Below are 21,456 nucleotides of genomic sequence, written 5' to 3'. Positions count from 1 at the left end.
GTGCTTTGTGGGAGCCGAGAAGAGTGTGTAACTCGATGACCCCCCCGGAGGATATCAAGATAACCGACGACGACCGCCGGCAGGTGAGTGGCCGAGAGCTGATCGAGGAAATCGGGATCGACCCGAACGAAATCGACTGGCGAAAGGAGTTTACCAACTTCGACGACGCCGACTGCCGTCGACTGGACGAAATGTCGGAGACGTTCGGTCGGATCGCCGACGACCTCGTCGAGGAGTTCTACGACCACCTACAGGCACACGCGGAGACCGTCGCGATCATCGACTCGTCGACGAAGTCGGTCGAGGGCCTCAAGCGGTCTCAGTCGGAGTACCTCCGCGACCTCGGCCGCGGGGAGTACGGATCGGACTACTTCAGCCGACGGGCACGGATCGGGAAGATCCACGACATGCTCGATCTGGGACCGAAGATCTACCTCGGCGCGTATTCGATCTACTACGAGGGGATTCTCACCGCGATTGCCGAGGACGTGAAACGTCAGCTAGCCGCGGATGGGGGCGTGGCGGACGCGGGTGGACGGGCGGGCGACTCGGACGAACACGAGCCGACGACGGTCGAGGAGGCAGTCGATACGGTGATAGCACGGTCGCTGTCGGCGCTCAAACTCCTGAACCTCGACCAGCAGGTCGCGGTGGACACGTACATCCACTCGTACAACCAGCGGATCGAGACGGAGCTCGATCGACGAGAGCGGGTCGCCGAGGAGGTCGAGACGGCGGTCGACGACCTGCGCCGCACGTCCGAAGATGCCGCGAGGAGTTCGCGGGCGATCAGCGACCTCGTCGAAAAACAGGCGGAGGGGATGCTCGAGGTCTCAGACGAGGTGTCCGACCTGAGTGCGACGGTCGAGGAGATTGCCTCGACCGCCGATCAGGTCGAATCCACGAGTTCGACCGCCGAACGTCTCGCCGAGGACGGCCGCGAGTCGGCGACCGAGGCGATCGACGCGATGGAGACCGTCGACGAGGCGGCTGCCGAGGTGGTCGCCGATGTCGATCAGCTCCAAGACCGCGTCGACGAGATAAACGAGATCGTCGAGGTGATAAACGACATCGCCGAACGGACGAACCTGCTGGCTCTCAACGCCTCGATCGAGGCGGCACGGGCCGGCGAAGCGGGCGAGGGGTTCGCCGTCGTCGCCACGGAGGTCAAGGATCTCGCCGAGGAGTCCCAGCGGCGGGCCACCAACATCGAGGAGATGGTCCACCGCATTCAGGACGACACCGAGGAGACGGTCGACAGCCTGCAGCGGACGAACACGGCGATCGAGGACGGAATCGAGCAGGTCGAGCGAGCGATGGACAACCTCACCGAGATCGTCGAGGCGGTGAAGCAGGCGTCGCACGGGATCGAAGAAGTCGCCGACGCGACCGACGATCAGGCCGCGAGCACCGAGGAAGTCGGGAGCATGATCGAGCAGGCCGTCGAGCAGGCCCAGCGCGCTCGCGAGGAAGTCGAGGACGTCGCCGCGATCAACGAGGCCCAGACCGAGAAAGTCGACGAGATCAGTCGGTCGGTGCAGCGGCTCACCGACGCCACCGGAGGCCAGTAGCCATGCGTCTCGACACGCCGGCGTCCGTCGTGGCTCGCATCGGCCCCCGTTCCGAGCGTGCCGCTCCCCGTCGTTCCGGCGCGATGCCGGCTCCCGTCCCCCGACGGCACCGCGACACGAGTCGACAGCCGCCTTCGAACCATGTCGCTCGATGAGCGTCGGTCCGAATCCGACGTAGTGTCCGAACAGGGAACGGTGCTCGTCGTCGACGACGACCCGCATCTGGTCGGAATGTACGCGGCGATGCTCGAAGATACCCACACCGTCCTGACGGCGACCAGCGGGGAGGAAGCGCTCGTCCGCCTCTCCAACGAGGTTGACGTGCTCCTGCTCGACCGACGGATGCCGGGGCTGTCGGGCGACGAGGTGCTCGAAACCGTCCGGGAGGAGGGGTACGATTGCCGCGTCGCGATGATCACGTCGGTCGATCCCGACACGGACATCGTCGAGATGGAGTTCGACGCGTACGTCGTCAAACCCGTCCGCCGACAGGACCTCCGGGAGTTCGTCGAGAGCCTGCTCCTTCGGGCCCGGTGTGGCCGCGATACCCGGGAACTGCTGTCGGTCACGTCGAAGATCGTCGCGCTGGAGTCACGGTTCGACGAGGACAGCCTCGACGACAACGAGGAGTACCGACGACTCCGCGAGCGACGGGAACGCCTCGAAGCCAAGAACCGCGAGCGGATCGCGGAGCTAATCGACCGTGACGAATCGCGGCTCGTGTTCCGGGACGTCCTGCAGAAGATCATCGAGTCCCAATCGGTCGTGGGCGCGGGCGCATCCGAACCGATCGAACGGACCGCCGATGCGGAGGGCGGACACGATGGATAACCTCTCCTCGAACCGTCGGGACCGTCGATCTGGGGCGCCGCTCCAGTCGCCGCCGACCGTCCTCTACCTGTGCCGAGCGTCGTCGGACGTGCCGCCGATGCTCGACGCAGAACACGGGATGGAGGTACACGCCGTCTCGGAGCGAGCCGCCGTGACGGCCACGCTGGACGAGCAGTCGATCGACTGCGTCATCGTCGAGGGAACGTGTCCGGAGGACGCGGACGGCCTACTAGCGGCGCTCGATGAGCGGCGATCCACCCCCCCAGTCCTCGCGTACGATCAGTCCGACGGCGATCCGCGACGCTGGTTCCGAGCGGGCGCCGACGACTACCTCTCCGGACGCACCGACACCGAGCGCCGGACGCTCCTCGCGCGTCGCATCGAACGGTGCGTGGCGTCTCGGCGAATACGGACGGACTGCCGCCGGTTCCGAACGGCGGTCGACGGAATGGGACTCCCGTTCCTTATCGCCGACCCCAACGGCCGGATCGAACACGTGAATCGGGCGTTCGAGACGATCCTCGGCGAGGATCGGCGCGCTCTCGTCGGACGACCGGTCTCCGCCCTCGGCACCGCGATCGATGACGACTGGGGGTCGATCACCGACGGCGACCCGTGGGAGGGTGAACTCGTCGTCGACGGCGCCGGCGAGACGCGACGGATCGATCTGCGGGTGCGATCGGTCCGTGACGACGACGGACGGACCGAACGGATCGTCGCCACGGGAACCGAGCGGTCGGCACCCGGCGCCGAGGACCGGAAGTGCGACGGAAGGCGACGAAAGTACCGGGAGCTGATCGACGCGGCACCGGACGCGATCATCGTCGCCGACACGGACACCGGGATTATCGTCGAGGCGAACGAAGCCGCCACCTCGTTGATCGGCCGGCCGCGGGGAGAGATCATCGGAATGCACCAGTCGGCACTCCATCCCGACGGCGACCGGGAACGCTACCGGCATCTCTTCGACCGCCACCAGCGCCACGACGAATCGGTACGACGCCGCTTCGACGACGATCCGATCCACGTCGAGACGGCCGGCGGCGACCGCATCCCGGTCGAGATCAACGCCAGGGTGGTCGAACTGGACGGACAGACCTTCCTCCAAGGGCACTTCAGGGACATCTCGGAGCATCGCGACCGCGAGCGCAAACTCCGGACGATCCTCGACGCCGTTCCGGATGTCGCGATCGTGTACGACGAATCCGGGACGTACGAGGACGTGTTGTCGGGCGCCGAGGATCTGCTCGTCGACTCGCCGGACGCACTCGAAGGGTTGGCCGTCCACGACGTGTTGCCTCCGGAGCCGGCCAACCAGATCTGTGAGGCGATCCGGGAGACGATCGAGGCGGGCGAGACCCAGAACCTCGAATACCGGCTGCCGCTCGACGGCGACACGCACCACTTCTCGGCGCGGATCTCCCCCCTCCGAACCGAGGGATCCGAGTCCGAGCGCGTGTTGTGCCTCGCGCGGGACATCACGGCACGCAAACGACGCGAGCAGGATCTCCGGAGCTTCAGACAGGCCGTCGAACAGGCTGGACACGCCATCATGATCACGGACACGGACGGGTCGATCGAATACGTCAATCCCGAATTCGAGAGCGTGACCGGCTACACGAAGGCCGAGGTGACCGGCGAGACGCCGGCGATCCTCAACTCCGGCGAACACGACGAGAGGTATTACCAAGATCTCTGGGAGACGATCCTCGGCGGCGAGATCTGGGAGGGAGAACTGGTCAACCAGCGCAAGGAGGGCGAACGCTACCACGTCGAGCAGACGATTGCGCCGATCACCGACGAGACAGGGGATATCGAGCGGTTCGTCGCCATCAACACCGACATCACCGAACGCAAACAGTACGAGTACCAGCTCGAGCGCGAACGGGATCGGCTCGAGGAGTTCGCCCGAACGGTCGCCCACGACCTGCGGAACCCGCTGTCTATCGCGCTCGGCCACGTCGACATGGCTCGGCAGGGCGACGAGTCCGTCGACGCCAGCCTCGATCGGGCGCTGTCAGCACTCGAGCGGATGGAAGCCATGATCGAGGAGGTACTCGAACTCTCGAAACAGGGGGAAATCGTCCACGAAACCGACCCGGTTTCCTTCGAGCGTATCGTCGACCTGGCGTGGGAGCACGTCGACACGGACACGGCCACCAGACGGATAGCCGATGACCTCCACGGCTGGACGCTGCCGGCCGACGAATCACGGCTCAGGCAGTTGCTGGAGAACCTCCTCGGGAACGCGGTGAAACACGCCGGGCCGGGCGTGACGATCCGACTTGGCCGCCTGTCGGGGCGAGAGGGATTTTTCATCGAAGACGACGGTCCGGGCATCGAGCCGAGCGCGCGCAACCGAATCTTCGAGAGCGGGTTCACGTCCGCCGCCGACGGCACTGGCTTCGGGCTGGCAATCGCCAAGCAGATCGTCGATGCCCACGGCTGGTCGATAGACGTCACGGACGCCGAGGACAACACCGGCGGGGGACGGTTCGAAATCACGACGACGTACCACGAACACGCGGTCGACAAGGAGTGGCGATGATCGAGAGCCGGACGTTCGTGGAGTGGTTCGATACCCTGCAGGAAGTCGATCTGCCCTCGTGCAGCTACGTTGCGTCACTCGGTGTCGTCGGTGGGATCGGCGCTACCTCGCTCGGCCTCCATACCCTGCATCTGTTGATGCAGTCGGAAGGGCTCTACACGCGGCTACTCGGAACCCTCATTCCGATGGGCCTCTCGATGATGCTGTTGATGACGATGGTCAGAATCCACCGGCGCAAGGAAGCGGACATCGCCGCTCGCATCGGAATCTGGTGTGTCATCGGCGCCGTCGTCATCGTCGCGGTGGGCGTCGTCTCGATCACCTATCAGCGGGTCAACGGCGTCGTGATGACGGACGTTCCCTTCGTTCTGACCAGCCACGCGACGGTCGGCGCCCTTTTGGGCGCGCTCATCGGGTCGTACGACGGAGAACGACGCCGAAGGGAGCGTGACCTGCACGCGGAGCACGAACGAACTCGGCAGTTGAGCAGCCGGCTTACGATCCTCAATCGCGTCTTCCGCCACGACATTCGCAACGCCGTCAACGTGATCCTCGGATACGCGAGCCACATCAAGGGGGGGCGAATCGACCGCAGGCAGGCGATGGCGCGGATCGACGAGAAGGCACGTGAGCTACAGGAGATGAGCGACTGTGCCCGTCGATTCGAGTGGTTACTGGACGAAGAGGCGGCCACCACGAGACCGATCGATATCGGTCCGCCGCTCCGGACGAAGGCGTCGACACTCGCCGGCGAGGGCGTCACCGTCGAGACGACGATTCCCGAGTCGGTCGAAGTTCGCAGCACCCCGCTGATCGAGGAAGCGATCGACGAACTTCTGACCAACGCCGTCGAACACAACGACGCGCCGAGGCCTCATCTCGCCATCACCGTCCGATCGCCGGAGTGTGACGGCGGAGAGCGCGACGCCGTGACGATCGAAGTTCGTGACAACGGTCCGGGAATCCCCGAACACGAACTGGACGTGCTCGAACGCGGCCACGAGACGGAGCTTCGGCACTCGAGCGGCCTCGGTCTCTGGTTCGTTCACTGGACTGTCGACGCCTCGAACGGCCGTCTCACGTTCGATCAGAACAGCCCCCGGGGAAGCGTCGTCGAAGTCCACCTGCCGTCAACGACGGCGAGCGCCACGGATCGGCTACACGACGAGTCGAGACACGATGCGGTTTCGGACGTCGCTCCGTCCACGGCCAACGACCGAGACGAACCGACAGTCACCGATCGCTGATGGCCTACAGGTCGATCCGATCCCCGATCTCGACGACCTCCAGTCGCTCCGGGTAGTCGAAGCTCCGCGCGTGGTGATGGAGGACGGTCGGATCGGCGGTCAAGCCCTTCCACATGTCCCAGTGACTCGGCACGAGGCGATCCAGTTCGAGCGCGTTGGCCGCGCGGACCACCCCGTTCTCGTCGGCGTACCACTGCGTCCGTTTGGGTTCCCGAGTCTCCTTGTCCGGGATGCGGCCGGCCGATCCGAACGCGAGGACGCCGAGGTCGATGTCGAAGCGGTTGGCGAGGGAGCGGAAGGAGTCCGCGGGACGGGTGTCGCCGCCGTGGAAGACGGTGCCGGCGTCGTGTTCGATCACGTAGCCGACCGGATGGTCGGCGTCGGGGTCGTTCACGGCGACGACGGTGATCGTGAACTCGCCCACCTCGAACGTCTCGTCCTCGGTGACGGTGACGAACTGTTCGGCGACGACGCTCCAGTCGTCGATCCAGCCCCCTCCCTCGACGGTCGCCATGCTGGCGTCGGGGGCGTAGTAGTCGGCGCCGGTCGACGCGAGGATCGGCGCCTGCGTCGGCCCGTGGACGTGATCGGAGTGTTCGTGCGTCGCGAGGATCGCGTCCGCCTCGCGCACGTCCGTGGGGTCGAACGGGACGGGGATCATCCGCACCGTCCGCGGCGGGTCACCGAGCCCGCAGTAGGGGTCGATAAAGAGCGTCGTGCCGTCGCTGCCTTTCAACACGAAGCCGTTACACCCCAGATACCAGATCGCGACGCCGTCGGGGTCGGCGTCGGCGACGGCCGTCGGGAGCCAGTCCCCCCAGTCGCTCTCGCCGAGTTCGTGTGCCATGCCCTCCCGTCCGGTCGGTCGGGTGCTAAGGGTTGCGCTCCCGGGCGCTCACTCGACGACCACGTCGAAGCGCGCGCCGCCGTCGGCGGACTCCCCGACCGTGATCTCCCAGCCGTGGGCGCGTACGATCCGTTCGACGACGGCCAATCCGATGCCGGTGCCGTCGGCGGTCGAGGAGTGTCCGTACTCGAAGACGTGGTCGCGTCGGTCGGGCGGGATCCCGGGGCCGTCGTCGGCGACGTAGAACCCCGTCGCCCGGTCGAGGGGGCCGACCCGAACGGTGACCGAGGGGGCGGCGTCGTCCGAGTGGGACGCGGTCGAGCCGTGGTCGACGCTATCGCCGGACTTCGGCCGGCTTTCAGTGGAGCCGTGCTCCACAGTATCACCGGCGCTTTCGCGCCGGTTGTTCGTGGAACCATGTTCCACGCAATTCCGAAACAGATTCTCGAACAGTTGCTGGAGTCGGCCGCGATCCGCCCGAACGGTGCCGAGGTCGTCGGCGCGTCGCAGGCGGGCCGCGTCGGTGTCCACGCTCCGCCACGCGTCGTCGACGCAGGCCGACAGGTCGACCGTCTCCACCTCCCCGATGGCGTCGCCCTGCCGAGCGAGCCTGAGGATGTCGGTGATGATCGACTCCATGCGGTCGAGCGCCGTCCGGAGGGGCTCGACGTGTTCGCTCGGCGCGTCCTCGGCGTCCGCGAGGAGTTCGAGCCGTCCGCTGGCGATGGTCAGTGGATTTCGCAGATCGTGGGCGACGACGCTCGCGAACTCCTCGAGTCGGTCACGCTCGTCTCGAAGCTCCGCCTCCGTCTCGGCGCGGTCGACGGCCGTCTCGACGTGTGACGTGAAGAGGGCGATCATCTCGCGGTCGTCCTCGTCGAACGCCCCGGAGTCGGTCGACAGCAGTTGTACGACGCCGTGGTCCCCGATGGGGGCGCTCAACAGCGACCGGTAGGGTCGCGACGATCCCGTATCGAGGGCGGAGGCGCCGCGCACGTCGGTCAGATCGTCGACCACGACGGGGTCACCGGAACGGTACGTCGTGCCCGCGAACCCCGACCCGATCCGCTGTGGCGACGGATCGTCGTGATCGTCGCCGGCGCTCGCCACGGGCACGAACCGGTCGCCCTCGACGACGGCGATCCGACAGGCGTCGGGACCGAACATCTCGTGACCGCCCTCGACGGCCCGCTGGAACACCGCCTCGACCGTGTGGGCCGCAGTGAGGTCGTTGACGACCCGCAGCATCCGTTCGACCGTCCGGTTCCGTCGCTCCACGCGCTCCTCGGCCGCCTTTCGGGTCGTGATGTCGTGGAGGATCAACGCGTAGCCGTCCCGGTCGTCGACGGCGTCTCCGACCGACGAGAGCTGCAGGTCGAACACCCGCCGGCCGTCCGGCGTCGCTATCGACACCTCCGAGCGCGCCGGCTCGTCGGTCGCGTCGCGGGCGTCGAGCGGCGACGCGAGTTCGGGGATCAGATCGGGGAGTCGCCGACCGACCGCCGCCGCCGCCGAGGTGCCGGCGATCCGTTCGGCCTGTCGGTTGAGGTCGACGACCCGTCCGTCCGCGTCGACGACGACGACGGCGTCGACGATGGCGCGAAACACCTGATCCCTGGCGATGGGGGTCAGGTCCAGCCACCCGAACCGGGTGACGCTGAACGCGCCAGCGACGGCGGTCACCGCGACGGACAGCGGCCCGAAGTCGAGCCCCGGCGTCGGGGCGTAGCCGAGCAGGTCGAGGACGACGGCGCTCCCGGGGAGCATCGCGAACGACAGCAGGACGGCGAGCTGCCAGCGGAGGATGCCACGCGATCCGATGGCCGCGGCCACGAGCAACAGGAGCGACGCGGCGAACAGCGCGTAGCCGACGACGACGTAGCCGAAAAAGAGCGGGGCGTACGCGGCGTCGAGGACCACGAACGAACCGACCCGGAGTAACTCGGCGTCGGCGAACAGGGAGCGTCGCGCAGCGGGGACCGCCGCGACGGCCAGCAGGCTCGCGGGGACGAGCGAGCAGAGTCCGAACGCTCGCCGAGAGAGCCACTCCGACCGAGCGGTGTACCAGCAGACGTACGCCAGCCAGACGAGCACCAGCGACAGGATGGCGGCGGTCGTGAGGACGCGCCAGAGTAGCTTCGCCGCGAGCGTCGTGCTCGACAGCTGCGCGACGAAACAGAACACCCACGCGCCGCCGGCGAGCATCAGGGAGCCACCCAGTTTCGCCCCCGGCATCCCGTCCTCGCGACCGAGATACCGGAGGGATACGGCGAAGGCCGTCAGGAGGCCGCCAACGAGCAACAGGACGAGCGTGTACGGGGTCCACTGTAGCGCCATTGATGTCGGGTCCGATGGACCGGTCCGGGGGGAGAACACCGAATCCGTTCGGTACGCCGTATTCTGCAAGCTCATTTGTAAAGTCACGGGTGGTCGGGACACGCGGCGGGCGGAGAGCCGCGGCAGCCGAGAAGGCTTTTGCCCGTGGCCCCGCGAGGAGGGCCAATGAGTCAGTCCGACACCGAACTCGCCCGACTGCGGACGGTCGCCGACTACCAGTTCGGCGCCGGCGCGGGCGCGGCGCTCTTTCCTCCCGACGAGACCCTCGACGTGACCCACTCGACCGGCGGGCGGCCACGACAGGTCCGCGCCGAAGGGGACCGGATCGTCTCCTACGGGGTCGACGGACGCTTCACCCTCGGTATCGAGGGTGGTCGCCGACTCGTCGCGGCGCTCCCGGCACCCGCGGCCCGCGTCGTCGTCGGATCGGAGAGCGAACCCTTCGTCCGCGACGGCAAGAACGCCTTCGCGAAGTTCGTCCGGGGCGTCGACGACGACGTCCGGCCGAGCGACGAGGTGGCCGTCGTCGACGGGGACGGCGACGTGTTGGCGGTCGGGCGGGCGGAACTCGCCGCCGACGCGATGCGCGACTTCGAGACGGGGATGGCGGTGAAGGTGCGGGCGGGCGCCGGCGCCGAGTAGCTAGAGGTACGCGGCCAGCCCGAGTGCCCGAACCAGCGGGACACCCGCGAGGACGGAGCCGAGGAGGTAGCCGCCGATGGCCCCGCCGTTGAGCAGCGGAAGCCCGGCGTGAGCGCGCCCCTTCAGCACTGCCCAGAGCAGGATGCCGAGGCCGAGGAAGGTGCCGACCATCGACAGGAGCGCGGGGAGGTTGAGCGCGGGCAGGCCCGCGACGCCGAGCGACGCCGCCGGCGAGAAGAAGGCGCCACTGGCGACCATGACCGTCGGCATGACGGCGTCGCCGAGGCCGATGAAGAAGGCGTCGCGGGTGGGTTCGTCCGCGTCGCCGGGCGCTTCGTCGTCTGTCGCCGATTCCTCGTCGTCATCCACCGGCGCTCCGTCCCCGTCGGCCACCGCCGCCGACTCCTCGTCCTCGTGGACCTCGTTCGCGCCCGAGAAGTCGTCGGCGAGGAGGGAGTACGAAAGGGAGAGCGGAACGACGAGGATGACGGGGATGCGCAGTTCCATCACGCCCTCCGCGAGGCTGAGCATGTGACGGGTGCCGTAGACGCTGATGGCGTCGTAGACGGCGAGCACCGAGAGGAGGAGGATGGCGGGGAGGAGACCGAAACTGATGCCGAAGAGGGCGCCGGCGCCGATGCCCATCACCACCCCCGCGGCGTCGACGACGTACCACTCGGGGTAGATCAGGAGGGCGAGCGCGACGCCGATAGAGAGCGCGACGGCGACGACGTTGACCGGGCCGACGGTGACGAGTGGCGGCGTGACGACGGCGAAGACGTACCACGAGACGAGGGCGCTGGAGAGCAGGACGACGGCCTTGACCGCCCGCTCGAAGGCGTACTTGAAGGCCGCGAGCATCAGCGCCGTGGCGACGAGGATGGCGGCGATGTAGACGAGGCTGTTGGTCGGGTCGGAGGGGTCCTCGACGGCCTGATAGCCCGCCGTCTCGAAGGGACCGACCATCGCGAGCGCACCGACCTGGACGAGCAAGAAGAGCACCGCGGCGACGGCGGCGCCGCGAACCTCGCGCGCGTTCATGTCCCTCGGTTAGGTGGGGGTCGGTTTGGAGGTTGTGACTTCCGCTCCATCAGCGGGCGTACAGCGTCGTCCCGAGGAGGTCCGGCAGGCGGACGCGGGCCGCGGGCGAGACGGCGAGATACGGGCGGGAGACGGGGCCGAACACGTCGACGACGCGGCCCACGTCGGAGAGCGATTCGTCGAGGGCGCCCGTGCCGATGTCGGGAACGCCGTCGCCATCGTCACAGCGGACGATGGCCAACCCCCCCGCGGTTCGGGTGACGGTGCCGAGGCGGCGCATTATACTGGCCCTCGTAACTGGGCATCGGCGGGTCGCCAGCTCGATTCGGCGACCCGCCGGTACTGACTGACGACGCCCATTATCACTCGCGGAGGATACCCACGTAGGCCGCGATGGCCTGCACGAGGTCGTTTTTCGTCGCGTCGTCGGCCCCCTGCACCAGGACGCGCCCGCGAGGGTCGAACTCCCGGGAGTAGGTCTTGTCGCGTTCGATGACCGCGTCGTAGCCGACCTGCTGAACGGCCTCGGCGATCTCGTCGACCGTCGGGTCGTCGACCGCCTGATCGCGGGGGACGCGCCGCCCCTCGGCGCGCGTCTTCGACGCGTCGAGATAGGCGGGCCAGATGACGTTCTCCACCATACGGTTACGCGGCGGGCCGGGCGTAATACGGTTTTGGATGGCGACGCGCCGGCGGCGCGGACCACGCATGCAACAAATACTTACCTACTGCAAGCGCGGCTGTAAAGTGATGTACACGAGCGTCCGGACGGGCGCGTGGGTCGTCGGGCTACTCGGAGCGCTCGTCGCCGTGACGCTCGTCAGCGCGACGATTGGCCCGGTCGCAATCGGGGTCCGGAGCGTCGCCGACATTGCGCTCGCGGCACTGCTCGGCGGCACGGCCGCGGCGCCGGAGAGCCACCGGACCATCGTCATGTCGATCCGGCTCCCTCGCATCGTCCTCGGCGCCATCGTCGGCTTCGCCCTCGCGGCGGCGGGGACGGTGATGCAGGGCTTCTTCCGGAACCCGATGGCCGACCCCTCCATCGTCGGCGTCTCCGCGGGCGCGGCGACGGGGGCAGTGGCGGCCATCGTCGCGCCGGTCGCCGTCCCCGTCGCGCTTCCCGTCGCCGCGTTCGTCGGCGCCCTGCTCGCCGCCTTCGGCGTCTACGGCCTCGCGTCGGAGGGCGGGCGGACGCCCGTGGGGACGCTCCTGCTCGCCGGCGTGGCCGTCCAGACCTTCCTCGGCGCCGTCGTCTCCTTCATGCTCGTCAGCGCTGGGCGAGACCTGCGCGAGGCAATCTACTGGCTGATGGGCCACCTCCAGCACAGCACGTGGACCGAGGCCGGCGTCGCCGCCGCCGTCGTCGTCCCCTGCTTTTTCGGCCTCCTCGTGTACGCGCGCGACCTGAACGTCCTCCTCCTCGGCGAGGAGGACGCGGGGTCGCTCGGCATCGAGGTAGAGCGGAGTAAACGCCTTCTGCTCGCGGTGTCGAGCCTCCTCACCGCTGCGGCGGTGGCCGTCGCGGGCGTCATCGGCTTCGTCGGCCTCGTCGTGCCCCACATCATGCGCCTGCTCGTCGGCCCGGACCACCGGATTCTCCTCCCGACGAGCGCGCTCGCCGGCGCCGCGTTCCTCGTGGCGACCGACACCGTCGCGCGCGCCGGCCCCGCCGAACTCCCGGTGGGCATCGTCACCGCCGCGGTCGGGGCTCCCTTCTTCCTCTACCTGCTCCGCAAGCGGGAGGTGCGGACGCCGTGACGCCCGCCATCGACGTCGACGGCGTCTCCGTCTCCCTCGGCGGCGTGACCGTCCTCGATGCGGTGTCGACGAGCGTCGACGAGGGGCAGTTCGTCGGCCTCGTCGGTCCGAACGGCACCGGCAAGACGACGCTGCTTCGGACGATCAACGGCGCGCTCGCCCCGGATCGGGGGGCGGTCCACGTCGCGGGCGAGGACGTGGCGGCCCTCGGCTCGCGGGCGACGAGCCAGCTCGTCGCGACCGTCCCGCAGTCGACCGCAATCGCCTTCGAGTTCCCCGTTCGCCACGTCGTCGCGATGGGGCGAACGCCCCACATCGGCCGGTTCGGCACCCGGACGACGGCGGACCGGGAGGCCGTCGACGCGGCGATGGAGCGCGCGGCCATCGCGAACCTCGCGGACCGCCCCGTGACGGAGGTGAGCGGCGGCGAACGACAGCGGGTCTTCCTCGCGCGGGCGCTCGCACAGGACACGCCCGTCCTCCTGCTCGACGAACCCACCTCCGACCTCGACGTGAACCATCAGGTCCGGACGCTCGACATCGTGTCCGAACTCGTCGCTGAGGGCCGAACCGTCGTCGCGGCCATCCACGACCTCGACCTCGCGGCGCGGTACTGCGACGAACTCCGCCTCCTCTACGACGGGCGGGTGCAGGCGGCCGGACCGCCGGCGTCGGTGCTCACCGGCGCGACCGTCGAGGCAGCGTTCGGCGCGCGGGCGACGGTCACCGACCACCCGGTGACCGGATCGGTATCGGTGACGGCGTTCGTGGACGACCCCGATGCCGCGGACGGGCGCGTCCACGTCGTGGGCGGCGGCGGGGCCGCGACGCCGCTGCTTCACCGCCTCGACGCCGCCGGGTTCGAGTGCTCCGTCGGCGCCGTGAGTGCGGACGACCCCGACGCCGAGACGGCGCGGGCGATAGATGCGGACCTCGTGACTGTCCCGCCGTACGCGCCCGTCGACGACGAGGCGCGGGGGGGCGTCGTCGACCGACTCCGCCGGGCGGACGCCGTCGTCGTCGCCGACGTGACCGTAGCGCCGGGGAACCGACCCGTCCTCGACGCCGTCCGCGGGGCCGACGCGCCGGTCGTCGTCGTCGACGGCCGTCCCATCGACGAACGGAACTTCGCGGGCGCCGCGGGACGGCGACTCGACGCCCGACTCCGGACGCGGGGGCGCGTCGTCGACGACGACCCGGCGGCCGTCGTCGCGGCGGTGCGCCGCGTCGTCGGAAGGGGGACGACCGACACCGATCCGGACTCCCGAACCGCCGAGACCGACCCCCGACCGTAGGTCGACACCCTTACTCCCGCGGCCGGCGAGTCACCGGTATGGAACGGCCCTGCGTGCGCGTGCCCCGCGAGGCGGGTGAGGAGACGCGACAGGCCCTCGCCGAAGCGGGGCTCCTCGACGACGAGTACGAAATCGTCGTCGAGGACGGAGCCCTCTATCTCCCCGTGACCGACCGCGAGGCGGCGAGCGAGGGGTACGAAGTCGTCACCCGCGACGTACCGGTCCACGACACCCAGCAGACGCCGGCCGACCGCCTCGGCTTCGACCCCTCGTACGAACGTCTCGGCGACGTGGCCATCGTCGACGAGGACGACCCCGAGCGGGCGCGCGAAATCGGCGACGCGATCCTCGACTCGGACCTGCCCGTCCGTGCCGTGATCGACCGCGCCTCGAAGGTGAAAGGCGACCTCCGCGTGCGCGACTGGTCGGTCGTCGCGCGAGCCGACGACGGCGAGAACGACCGCCCCGTCACCGAAACCCTCCACCGCGAGTACGGCTTCGAGTACCTGCTCGACCTCTCGCAGGTCTACTTCTCACCCCGCCTCGCGACCGAGCGCCACCGCGTCACGGAGCAGGTGGCGGCGGGCGAGCGGGCGGTCGACATGTTCGCCGGCGTCGGTCCCTTCGCCGTGCCGATGGCCGCCCGCGGGGCGACCGTCGTCGGCGTCGACCTCAACCCCGTGGCCGTCGAGTACCTCCGGGAGAACGCCCGCCGCAACGGCGTCGCCGACCGCGTGACCGCCATCGAAGGCGACGTGCGCGACGTGGCCGCCGACTACGCCGACTGGGCCGACCGCATCGTGATGAACCTCCCCCACAGCGCCGACGAGTTCCTCGACGCCGCCGTCACTCTCGCCGCCGACAGCGAGGGACGCCGTCCCTCGGGCAGTCGGCCGAAGGCCGACGACGACTGCGTCATTCACTACTACGATATCCAACACGAGGACGACCCGTTCGGGCCGGGCGAGCGGGCCATCCGCGAGGCGGCGGCGCCGGCCGGCTACGACGTGGACGTGCTGACCCGGCACGTCGTCCGGTCGTACGCCCCCCACGAACTGAACGTCTGTCTCGACGTTCGCCTGTCACGGTAGGGGCGTTTCGGAACCCTTATTTGAACGATGGCAGTACGAATGAGTGCGCGCCGGAGTAGCTCAGCTGGCAGAGCGATTCCTTCGTAAGGAATAGGCCGAGGGTTCAAATCCCTCCTCCGGCTCTTCTGGTCGAACGAAGTGAGACCGAAGAGTCTCACGTGAGGGATTCGAACCAGGGAGCAGCGTGCTGCGACCGTGGTTCACGATCCCCCTCCTCCGGCTGGCCGCCGCGAACAGCGTGAGCAGCGAAAGCCTTCTCTCGGCCTTGCTCGCCGAATCGTCGAACTGGTCCGAGGTAAAGTGGAGCCCCCCTGACTCGCCGACACACACTCAGCAGCGTCTTTATGTGTCGACGGGGGTCCCGAAACGTGGGCACGCTTTCGGAGTGACGGGGCTCGGTTCATCCGTACGTATATGTAACTAAAAACGATGTTGTTACCGGAAGAATCGGCGCTCGACCCGTCAGTCACCGGATCGGCGGCGGGCGTGTCCGAGCAGAACGCCCGCCAACACCCCGACGGCGATAGTGAGGAAGGCGACGACGTCGCTCCGCTCGGTCGACAGCAGTTGGACGACACCGCCGCCGCGATTCGACGGGGCGCGAACGGCGACCACGAACCCCTCGCGCGGCCGACCCGCGCGAGGGACGGTCCGGTGGCATGTCGCACGCTGCTCAGGCGGGACTGCGAAACTGTGCGTCGGCATCGGTTGCGAGACGAACGGGTCTCGGCGCCGCACCCGAGCGGGGAGCCGTACGTCACCGAGAATACTAAATCTTGCCATCATTTATATGCCGAAAAATAGTCGCATCGACACCGGTCACGACGAGAGTCGCGCCAGTTCGGCGGCGACGACCCGGCGTTCGAGGAGGGCAACGCCGGCGACGACGATACAGAAGCCGACGGCCGTCGCGGGCGTGACGGGTTCGCCGAGGAGGAGCCACCCGGTGAGCGCGGCGACGATGGGGACGACGTACGCGACGAGGTTCGTCCGGACCGGCCCGATCCGACGGATGAGCGTGAAGTAGATCGGATACGCGGCCGCAGTCGAGGGGATGGCGACGACGAGAATCGCCGCCACGATCGTCGGCGTCGGGGCGGTTCCCGCCACCGACTCGCCGATGGCGAGGCTCCAGGCGTGGAGGAGGACGGCACCGAGGGCCATCGCCCACGCGGTCATCGGGATGCTCTCGATCGTCGCCTCGATGCGTCGCGTGAGGACGCTTCCGAGGGCGATGACCGCCGCCGCGGCGAGGACGTAGAGTTGGCCGACCGTCGATCCGGACGTGATCGTCTCGGGGGACGGCTGGACGATGACGACGACGCCGACCAGTCCGAGAAGGATGCCGACGATGCCCCGCACGTCGAGTCGCTGGCCGAGCAGCAAGAACGCGAACGCGGGCGAGAGGAGGGGGTTGAGACCGTACATCACGGACGCCGCGGCGGGCGTGATCGTCCGCTGGCCGAGAAAGAGCAGGCCGTTGTTGGCGGCGACGATGGTGACGGCGCCGACGACGAGGCTCGCGACGTCGGGGCGGGTCCGCGGCACCCAGTCGTCGTAGCGGACGGCGGCGTAGACGAGCAGGAGCGGTGCCGCCACGTCGAACCGAAGGGCGGCGAAAAAGACTGGCGGGAGGGCGTCGAGACCGGCCTTGATCGCCACGAAGGAACTGCCGAACAGCACCCCGAGAAGGACGAACAGGCCGGCGTTTCGGTAACGACCGAGGGACACGCGCGATCCTTCTCCGTCGGGGGGAATGGGTGTGTCGATCCGACGGCGGTCGGGGGAGGCTTAACCCGCCGCCGCCCCACCGTCGACCCGTGACCGACGACCGCGAGCGCTGGAACGAGAAGTACAGCACGGACGAGGAGTTCGAGTTGCCCGACGACCCGATTCCGGAACTGGCTCGGCGGGTCGACACGCTCCCGACGGGGCGGGCGCTCGACGTGGCGACGGGGACGGGGCGGAACGCCCGCTTCCTGGCGAGCGAGGGGTACGACGTGGACGCCGTCGACGTCTCCGACGAAGCGCTCGATCGCGCCGCGCAAGCGGCCGACCGCGAGGGCGTCGACGTGAACTGGATCCGCTCGGACATCGACGACTTCGGGTTCGAGGAGGGCGCGTACGACGTGATCACAGTGAGTTTCTTCGCCGCGCTGGAGCGGCTCCCGGACCTGATCGCGGCGCTCGCGCCGGGTGGCGTCCTCGTTTACGAACACCACCTCCGGTCGAGCGATCCCATCGAAATCGGGCCGTCGGATCGCTACCGCTACCCGTCGAATCACCTGCTCCACGCCTGTCTCGATCTGACGATCCTGCACTACGAGGAACGGACGCGACTCGACGACGAGGGGCGGACGCAGGCGGTGGCGACGCTGGTCGGGCGGCAGTCGACGGGAGGGGCGCAGTCGTATCCGCAGCTGTCGGACTAGCCCTCGTACTCGTGTTCGAGGAGCGTCGAGAAGGGTATCTCCTCCAACACCGCCTCGTTGGTCGCTTCGAGGACGACCGGCGGGGCGACGCCCTCCTCCACGGCCTCCACCCACCGACCGAGACAGAGACACCAGCGGTCGCCGGGGTCGAGACCGGGGAAGTCCAGTTGCGGTCGGGGTGTGATCAGGTCGTTACCCTGCGCCTTCGAGAACTGGAGGAACGCGTCGGTCATCACGGCACAGACTTCGTGGCGGCCGCGGTCGGAGTCGAGGTGACGGCAGCAGCCATCGCGGAGGTAGCCGGTTTCGGGGTCGGTGCTGCAGGGTTCGAGGTCGGTGCCGAGGGCGTTCGATTCGGTCGACTCGCTGGTCATGGGTGAGGGAGGAACGGGACCGGGGAGAACGTTGGGGTCGACTGCGCTACGCGGTCGGTTCGACCGACAGTGCGTCGGCGGCCTGGCTCGCCTCGTGCTGGACGAGGTAGGCCCGGTCGTCGGCGTAGTCGGCGGCCACGGAGAGCGCGCGTTCGGTGCCGATCTGTCGGAGCGCCCACGCGGCCGCGGCGCGGGTCTCGTCGGTGTCGGCGTCGGCCAGCGCGTCCGCCAGCGGCTCGATGGCTCGCGTGTCGCCGATGAGGCCGAGCGCGCGGGCAGCGTAGGGGCGAATCTGCTCGTTCTCGGCGACGAGTTTGTTGGCGAGCGGTCCGGTCGCCTCCTCGCTCCCGATTTCGCCGAGCGCCTTGAACGTCACCTTCTGGAGGCCGGGGTCGGAGTCGGCGTCGACGTACTCCAAGAGCGTCTCGACGGCGTCCTCGGCGCCCATCTTTCCGATCGCCTTGATCCCGGGCTTGTCGCGCTTGCCCGCGCGCTGGTGCATGGCGTCGAACGCCGCCGCGTCGTTCATGCGCGTGAGGGCTTCGAGGCAGTGCCGTTCCATGAAGTCCGACTGGAAGCTGTCGAGCGCGAGCAGCACCATCTCGACGTTGCCGCGCTGCTCCCACTCCTTGAGCGCGGCCCACTCGGGCGGGAAGTCCTTGTAGTGGCCGAGCACGTCGTAGTAGCCCTGTGCCTGCAGCTTCTCGTGGGTTTCGAGGTCGTCCCACTCCTCCGCGTCCTCCAGTCCGGCTTCGAGCGCGTCGGTCGCCTCCAGCAGCGCCGCGATGGTTTCGGCGTCCTCGTCGGGGTCGAGGCCGGCGTCGTCGACGGCCTCGGCGGCGGCGTCGAGAGCGTCGGCGTCGTGCCCAGAGAGGTCGGCATCGAGCGTCTCGTTCACGTCCGCGACGAAGGATTCGACGGCCGCGGCGGCCTCGTCCTCGCCCGTCTCGGTCCAGCGGGTGTCGGTGAGCGTCGCCGTCGCGTCCGCCACCGCGTCGGTCACGTCCGAGGCGTAGGGGCCGCGGGCGGCCGCCAGATCCTCGCGGAGGGAGTCGAGCCGGTCTTCGAGTTCCGCGCCGGGGTCCTCGGCGTCCTCGTCGTCCTCGTCGGGGGCCGGGAGGTCGGCGGCGTCGAGGTCCTCGGCGATGGCGTCCAGTTGCTCCTCGACGGCGTCGAGGTCGGCTTCGGTCTCGGCGGCGTCGAGCGCCTCGGCCGCCTCGTCGAGGCGGGAGTCGAGGGTCTCGGCTGGGAGGTCGGTCTCGTCGTCCCCGTCGGTCATACGCGCACACTCGGTGTGACTGTCAAAAGAGCGTTTCCATTCGGGGCAAGACGGTCTCCGCGACGGAAAGCGACATATCGACGGCACGCGAACGCCGATCACATGCCCTTCGATCGACCCTCCACGCTCCGAACCGTCGCGACGGTGCTCGTGATCGTCGGCGTCGTCGCCGCCGTGACGGGCGCGGGCGTCGCAGTCGACGAACCGCGCGAGCAGCCGGCGGACACCAGCCCGCCCGTCCGCGTCTACGTCAGCGAGACGCTCGACATCTCGGACGTAGAACTCACCGGCGGCGGGACCATCGGCACGGACCGGACGACGTTCGTCGCCACCGGCGGCGACGGCGTGTTCACCGTCGCCCCGGAGAACGCGAATTTCGGCGGGGTCGACCCCGGGTCGTACGACGCCGAGAGCGACGCGGACGACGACCCCGAACTGCGCGTCGTCAGGCCGCGAATCACGGAGTTCGAAGTGCGCAACGAACGCGGCGTCGACGTCGCGGGCGACACCCTCGACGCGAACGACTTCGAGGAGGTGACGATCACGGCCGAGTACAACTTCGAGGAGGCCGACCGGCTGGACGTGACCGTCGAGAGTCCCGACGGGATCGACCTGGCGGGGAACGCCCGGATCACCGAGAGCGGCGACAGCGTCACGGTGGACACCCGGAATCCCGATCCCGGCACGTACCGGATCAGCGTCGAAGGGAGCGACATCGAGGACGGGCGCGCGTCCACGACGGTGACGGTCGCAGGGGCGGCCGCGGAGCCGACGGCGACGGCGACGGCGACCCCGACGGCCACCCCCACCGCGACCCCGACGGCAACACCCACGCCGACCGCGACCCCGACCCCGACCCCGACACCCACGCCGACACCCGCGCCGACGGCAACACCCACGCCGACACCCGCGCCGACGGTCACGCCCACCGAAACGCCGACGGCGACGGCGACCTCCACCCCCACCCCGACCGAGGGCGGCGGCGCCGGGTTCGGCCCCGTCGTCGCCGTGCTGGCGCTGTTGGCCGTGGCGGTGGCGGGTCGCAGGCGCGACTGACGTCGCTCACGCCGTCGACGACCGGCCGCCCGCATCCGGAGTCGGCCGAGACGGTGGACGGGGGCATATATCTGCGTCCGGCCCTAACCGCCACGCATGTCGAGCCGAGACGACGAGGAACTGGCGGTCCTGCTGGCCGACCTCGAACGAACGCTGACCGAGCTGCGGGCGGCGGTCGACGAGGACGTTCGGGGTGGCCGACCGCCCCGTCGGCGCCCGCCGACGCCCGGCGAGATTCTCCGGTTCACCGAGGAGTACACCCTTCCGACGGTCATCGCACTGCTCGAAGCGACGGTGCAGTCGCTGGAGCTCCTGCGGGCGGTGCTTCGCCTCGCCGGACCGGCGTCGAACGCCGGCGAACTCCGTGATCGGCTGGAGTCACGCCGCGGCCCCGAGACGGCGGCGCTTCGCGACGCCCTGGCCGACCTGCGCGACGCGCTGACGGGTGCGGACCTGCCCGAGGACTCGGCGGCCAGATCGGTCCTGACCGACGCACGGGCGTTGACCGCGGAGATAGACGAGCGCCTCGACGAGGTGGGGGACGACCGGCGTCGGGAGCGGGGCGCGGACCGAGAGCGGGCGCCGTCCGGACGGGGCGTCGCCATCGACGTCGAGGAGGAAGGGGACGACGCCGTCGACGTGGACGCGGAACTGGAATCGATCAAGCGGGAAGTGACCGAGGAGTCCGGAGACGGCACGGACGACTCGGTGAAGTAAGCCGCGATAGAGAGGAGAGGAACAGTCGGATTACGACGCCTGGGCGGCGACGTACTCGTCCTCGACGCGCTCGATCAGGCCGCGCTCGGAGAGCGTGTCGAGAACCGGGAACAGCGAAATCTTCTTGATGTCCAGCGCGGTCTGCAGGTCGTCGACCGTCGCACCGTCGGAGACGGCGACGAACAGGTAGACGAGCTTCGAGTCGGCGGCAGTGAGGTCGTCGGGCAGGTCGAATCGGTCGGCGGCGCGCGAGATCATCTGTGTCGTGCTCATGTTCAACTGAAATGTTCACTTACTAAGTAATAAACCCTTCCAACATATGCATCATATTCTGAAAACTCCTTATATGAGACAATATTACAAGGTATAGTTCACGTTTGTAAATGT

21 protein-coding genes and 1 tRNA gene are annotated in these 21,456 nt (G+C 68.8%); 12 read left to right on the top strand and 10 right to left on the bottom strand.

Going from position 1 to position 21,456, the window contains the following annotated elements:
* Nucleotides 1-35 precede the first annotated feature (35 nt).
* The 4 genes from DU484_RS10305 (at nucleotide 36) to DU484_RS10290 (ending at nucleotide 6,197) form a co-directional block, all read left to right on the top strand.
* Nucleotides 36-1,571: a globin-coupled sensor protein gene (locus tag DU484_RS10305; RefSeq protein WP_114605851.1), complete on the top strand. Its 1,536-nt coding sequence runs from the start codon at nucleotides 36-38 to the stop codon at nucleotides 1,569-1,571.
* Between the two features lie 141 nt (nucleotides 1,572-1,712).
* Entirely contained in the window at nucleotides 1,713-2,402 is a 690-nt protein-coding gene (locus tag DU484_RS10300) for a response regulator transcription factor (RefSeq protein ID WP_114585966.1), read from the top strand.
* Nucleotides 2,395-4,950, top strand: a complete 2,556-nt coding sequence (locus DU484_RS10295; protein WP_187347688.1) for a hybrid sensor histidine kinase/response regulator — start codon at nucleotides 2,395-2,397, stop codon at nucleotides 4,948-4,950. The genes DU484_RS10300 and DU484_RS10295 overlap by 8 nt, the downstream gene beginning before the upstream one ends.
* Entirely contained in the window at nucleotides 4,947-6,197 is a 1,251-nt protein-coding gene (locus tag DU484_RS10290) for a sensor histidine kinase (RefSeq protein WP_157969550.1), read from the top strand. Before DU484_RS10295 ends, DU484_RS10290 begins: the two co-directional genes overlap by 4 nt.
* Nucleotides 6,198-6,201: 4 nt before the next feature.
* Here the strand turns inward: DU484_RS10290 and DU484_RS10285 are convergent, their stop codons facing one another.
* Nucleotides 6,202-7,044 (bottom strand): MBL fold metallo-hydrolase, encoded by an 843-nt coding sequence (locus DU484_RS10285; RefSeq protein ID WP_114585963.1) that lies wholly within the window; start codon nucleotides 7,042-7,044, stop codon nucleotides 6,202-6,204.
* Nucleotides 7,045-7,092: 48 nt separating this feature from the next.
* Complete coding sequence (locus tag DU484_RS10280) at nucleotides 7,093-9,381, bottom strand: sensor histidine kinase (RefSeq protein WP_187347687.1); 2,289 nt, start codon at nucleotides 9,379-9,381, stop codon at nucleotides 7,093-7,095.
* Between the two features lie 165 nt (nucleotides 9,382-9,546).
* Here DU484_RS10280 and DU484_RS10275 point away from each other — a divergent pair, with 165 nt between their 5' ends.
* Nucleotides 9,547-10,023 (top strand): PUA domain-containing protein, encoded by a 477-nt coding sequence (locus tag DU484_RS10275; RefSeq protein WP_114585961.1) that lies wholly within the window; start codon nucleotides 9,547-9,549, stop codon nucleotides 10,021-10,023.
* Here the strand turns inward: DU484_RS10275 and DU484_RS10270 are convergent, their stop codons facing one another.
* The 3 genes from DU484_RS10270 to srp19 form a co-directional block, all read right to left on the bottom strand.
* Nucleotides 10,024-11,064, bottom strand: a complete 1,041-nt coding sequence (locus tag DU484_RS10270) for a presenilin family intramembrane aspartyl protease PSH (protein WP_114605847.1) — start codon at nucleotides 11,062-11,064, stop codon at nucleotides 10,024-10,026.
* 49 nt (nucleotides 11,065-11,113) lie between these two features.
* Entirely contained in the window at nucleotides 11,114-11,344 is a 231-nt protein-coding gene (locus tag DU484_RS10265; RefSeq protein WP_114585959.1) for an H/ACA ribonucleoprotein complex subunit GAR1, read from the bottom strand.
* 82 nt (nucleotides 11,345-11,426) lie between these two features.
* The gene (srp19, locus tag DU484_RS10260; RefSeq protein WP_114585958.1) at nucleotides 11,427-11,705 is read right to left on the bottom strand and encodes a signal recognition particle subunit SRP19; all 279 of its coding nucleotides are present in this window, start codon (nucleotides 11,703-11,705) and stop codon (nucleotides 11,427-11,429) included.
* Between the two features lie 109 nt (nucleotides 11,706-11,814).
* Between srp19 and btuC the strand changes: the two genes are divergently transcribed.
* From btuC to DU484_RS10240, 4 genes are all read left to right on the top strand, one after another.
* Nucleotides 11,815-12,825, top strand: a complete 1,011-nt coding sequence (btuC, locus tag DU484_RS10255; protein ID WP_114605846.1) for a vitamin B12 ABC transporter permease BtuC — start codon at nucleotides 11,815-11,817, stop codon at nucleotides 12,823-12,825.
* On the top strand, nucleotides 12,822-14,120 hold the full coding sequence (locus tag DU484_RS10250) for an ATP-binding cassette domain-containing protein (protein WP_114585956.1): 1,299 nt from the start codon (nucleotides 12,822-12,824) through the stop codon (nucleotides 14,118-14,120). Before btuC ends, DU484_RS10250 begins: the two co-directional genes overlap by 4 nt.
* 38 nt (nucleotides 14,121-14,158) lie before the next feature.
* Nucleotides 14,159-15,211 (top strand): class I SAM-dependent methyltransferase, encoded by a 1,053-nt coding sequence (locus DU484_RS10245; protein ID WP_114585955.1) that lies wholly within the window; start codon nucleotides 14,159-14,161, stop codon nucleotides 15,209-15,211.
* Between the two features lie 49 nt (nucleotides 15,212-15,260).
* Nucleotides 15,261-15,333 (top strand) — tRNA-Thr (locus DU484_RS10240).
* Between the two features lie 340 nt (nucleotides 15,334-15,673).
* On the opposite strand, the gene DU484_RS19540 is transcribed toward DU484_RS10240, so the two are convergent.
* Together DU484_RS19540 and DU484_RS10235 are read right to left on the bottom strand one after the other, a co-directional pair.
* Nucleotides 15,674-15,826 (bottom strand): hypothetical protein, encoded by a 153-nt coding sequence (locus DU484_RS19540; protein ID WP_157969549.1) that lies wholly within the window; start codon nucleotides 15,824-15,826, stop codon nucleotides 15,674-15,676.
* Between the two features lie 204 nt (nucleotides 15,827-16,030).
* A complete protein-coding gene (locus DU484_RS10235) occupies nucleotides 16,031-16,942 on the bottom strand; it encodes a DMT family transporter (protein ID WP_222844829.1) in 912 nt (303 codons plus the stop codon).
* A gap of 89 nt (nucleotides 16,943-17,031) precedes the next feature.
* Here DU484_RS10235 and DU484_RS10230 point away from each other — a divergent pair, with 89 nt between their 5' ends.
* Complete coding sequence (locus tag DU484_RS10230) at nucleotides 17,032-17,643, top strand: class I SAM-dependent methyltransferase (protein ID WP_114605845.1); 612 nt, start codon at nucleotides 17,032-17,034, stop codon at nucleotides 17,641-17,643.
* Here the strand turns inward: DU484_RS10230 and DU484_RS10225 are convergent.
* Nucleotides 17,640-18,017 (bottom strand): DUF2237 family protein, encoded by a 378-nt coding sequence (locus tag DU484_RS10225; protein WP_114585952.1) that lies wholly within the window; start codon nucleotides 18,015-18,017, stop codon nucleotides 17,640-17,642. The genes DU484_RS10230 and DU484_RS10225 overlap by 4 nt on opposite strands.
* 46 nt (nucleotides 18,018-18,063) lie before the next feature.
* Complete coding sequence (locus DU484_RS10220; RefSeq protein ID WP_114585951.1) at nucleotides 18,064-19,296, bottom strand: HEAT repeat domain-containing protein; 1,233 nt, start codon at nucleotides 19,294-19,296, stop codon at nucleotides 18,064-18,066.
* Between the two features lie 102 nt (nucleotides 19,297-19,398).
* Between DU484_RS10220 and DU484_RS20000 the strand changes: the two genes are divergently transcribed.
* Nucleotides 19,399-20,352, top strand: coding sequence for a PGF-CTERM sorting domain-containing protein (locus DU484_RS20000; protein WP_187347686.1), 954 nt, complete (start codon nucleotides 19,399-19,401; stop codon nucleotides 20,350-20,352).
* A gap of 96 nt (nucleotides 20,353-20,448) precedes the next feature.
* A complete protein-coding gene (locus tag DU484_RS10210; RefSeq protein ID WP_114605844.1) occupies nucleotides 20,449-21,069 on the top strand; it encodes a DUF7547 family protein in 621 nt (206 codons plus the stop codon).
* Between the two features lie 30 nt (nucleotides 21,070-21,099).
* Here the strand turns inward: DU484_RS10210 and DU484_RS10205 are convergent, their stop codons facing one another.
* On the bottom strand, nucleotides 21,100-21,342 hold the full coding sequence (locus DU484_RS10205) for a helix-turn-helix domain-containing protein (RefSeq protein ID WP_222844828.1): 243 nt from the start codon (nucleotides 21,340-21,342) through the stop codon (nucleotides 21,100-21,102).
* Nucleotides 21,343-21,456 lie beyond the last annotated feature (114 nt).

The sequence above is a fragment of the Haloplanus rubicundus genome (genome assembly GCF_003342675.1).
In the GTDB taxonomy this organism is placed as follows: Archaea; Halobacteriota; Halobacteria; order Halobacteriales; family Haloferacaceae; genus Haloplanus; species Haloplanus rubicundus.
This window is presented reverse-complemented; position numbering and strand designations above follow the sequence as displayed.

Excerpts from the sequence above, each read along its gene's own strand:
- DU484_RS10305 (WP_114605851.1), top strand. The coding sequence starts at position 36 with ATGACCCCCCCGGAGGATATCAAGATAACCGACGACGACCGCCGGCAG.
- DU484_RS10300 (WP_114585966.1), top strand. The coding sequence starts at position 1,713 with ATGTCGCTCGATGAGCGTCGGTCCGAATCCGACGTAGTGTCCGAACAG.
- DU484_RS10295 (WP_187347688.1), top strand. The coding sequence starts at position 2,395 with ATGGATAACCTCTCCTCGAACCGTCGGGACCGTCGATCTGGGGCGCCG.
- DU484_RS10290 (WP_157969550.1), top strand. The coding sequence starts at position 4,947 with ATGATCGAGAGCCGGACGTTCGTGGAGTGGTTCGATACCCTGCAGGAA.
- DU484_RS10285 (WP_114585963.1), bottom strand. The coding sequence starts at position 7,044 with ATGGCACACGAACTCGGCGAGAGCGACTGGGGGGACTGGCTCCCGACG.
- DU484_RS10280 (WP_187347687.1), bottom strand. The coding sequence starts at position 9,381 with ATGGCGCTACAGTGGACCCCGTACACGCTCGTCCTGTTGCTCGTTGGC.
- DU484_RS10275 (WP_114585961.1), top strand. The coding sequence starts at position 9,547 with ATGAGTCAGTCCGACACCGAACTCGCCCGACTGCGGACGGTCGCCGAC.
- DU484_RS10270 (WP_114605847.1), bottom strand. The coding sequence starts at position 11,064 with ATGAACGCGCGCGAGGTTCGCGGCGCCGCCGTCGCCGCGGTGCTCTTC.
- DU484_RS10265 (WP_114585959.1), bottom strand. The coding sequence starts at position 11,344 with ATGCGCCGCCTCGGCACCGTCACCCGAACCGCGGGGGGGTTGGCCATC.
- srp19 (WP_114585958.1), bottom strand. The coding sequence starts at position 11,705 with ATGGTGGAGAACGTCATCTGGCCCGCCTATCTCGACGCGTCGAAGACG.
- btuC (WP_114605846.1), top strand. The coding sequence starts at position 11,815 with ATGTACACGAGCGTCCGGACGGGCGCGTGGGTCGTCGGGCTACTCGGA.
- DU484_RS10245 (WP_114585955.1), top strand. The coding sequence starts at position 14,159 with ATGGAACGGCCCTGCGTGCGCGTGCCCCGCGAGGCGGGTGAGGAGACG.
- DU484_RS10225 (WP_114585952.1), bottom strand. The coding sequence starts at position 18,017 with ATGACCAGCGAGTCGACCGAATCGAACGCCCTCGGCACCGACCTCGAA.
- DU484_RS10220 (WP_114585951.1), bottom strand. The coding sequence starts at position 19,296 with ATGACCGACGGGGACGACGAGACCGACCTCCCAGCCGAGACCCTCGAC.
- DU484_RS20000 (WP_187347686.1), top strand. The coding sequence starts at position 19,399 with ATGCCCTTCGATCGACCCTCCACGCTCCGAACCGTCGCGACGGTGCTC.
- DU484_RS10210 (WP_114605844.1), top strand. The coding sequence starts at position 20,449 with ATGTCGAGCCGAGACGACGAGGAACTGGCGGTCCTGCTGGCCGACCTC.
- DU484_RS10205 (WP_222844828.1), bottom strand. The coding sequence starts at position 21,342 with ATGAGCACGACACAGATGATCTCGCGCGCCGCCGACCGATTCGACCTG.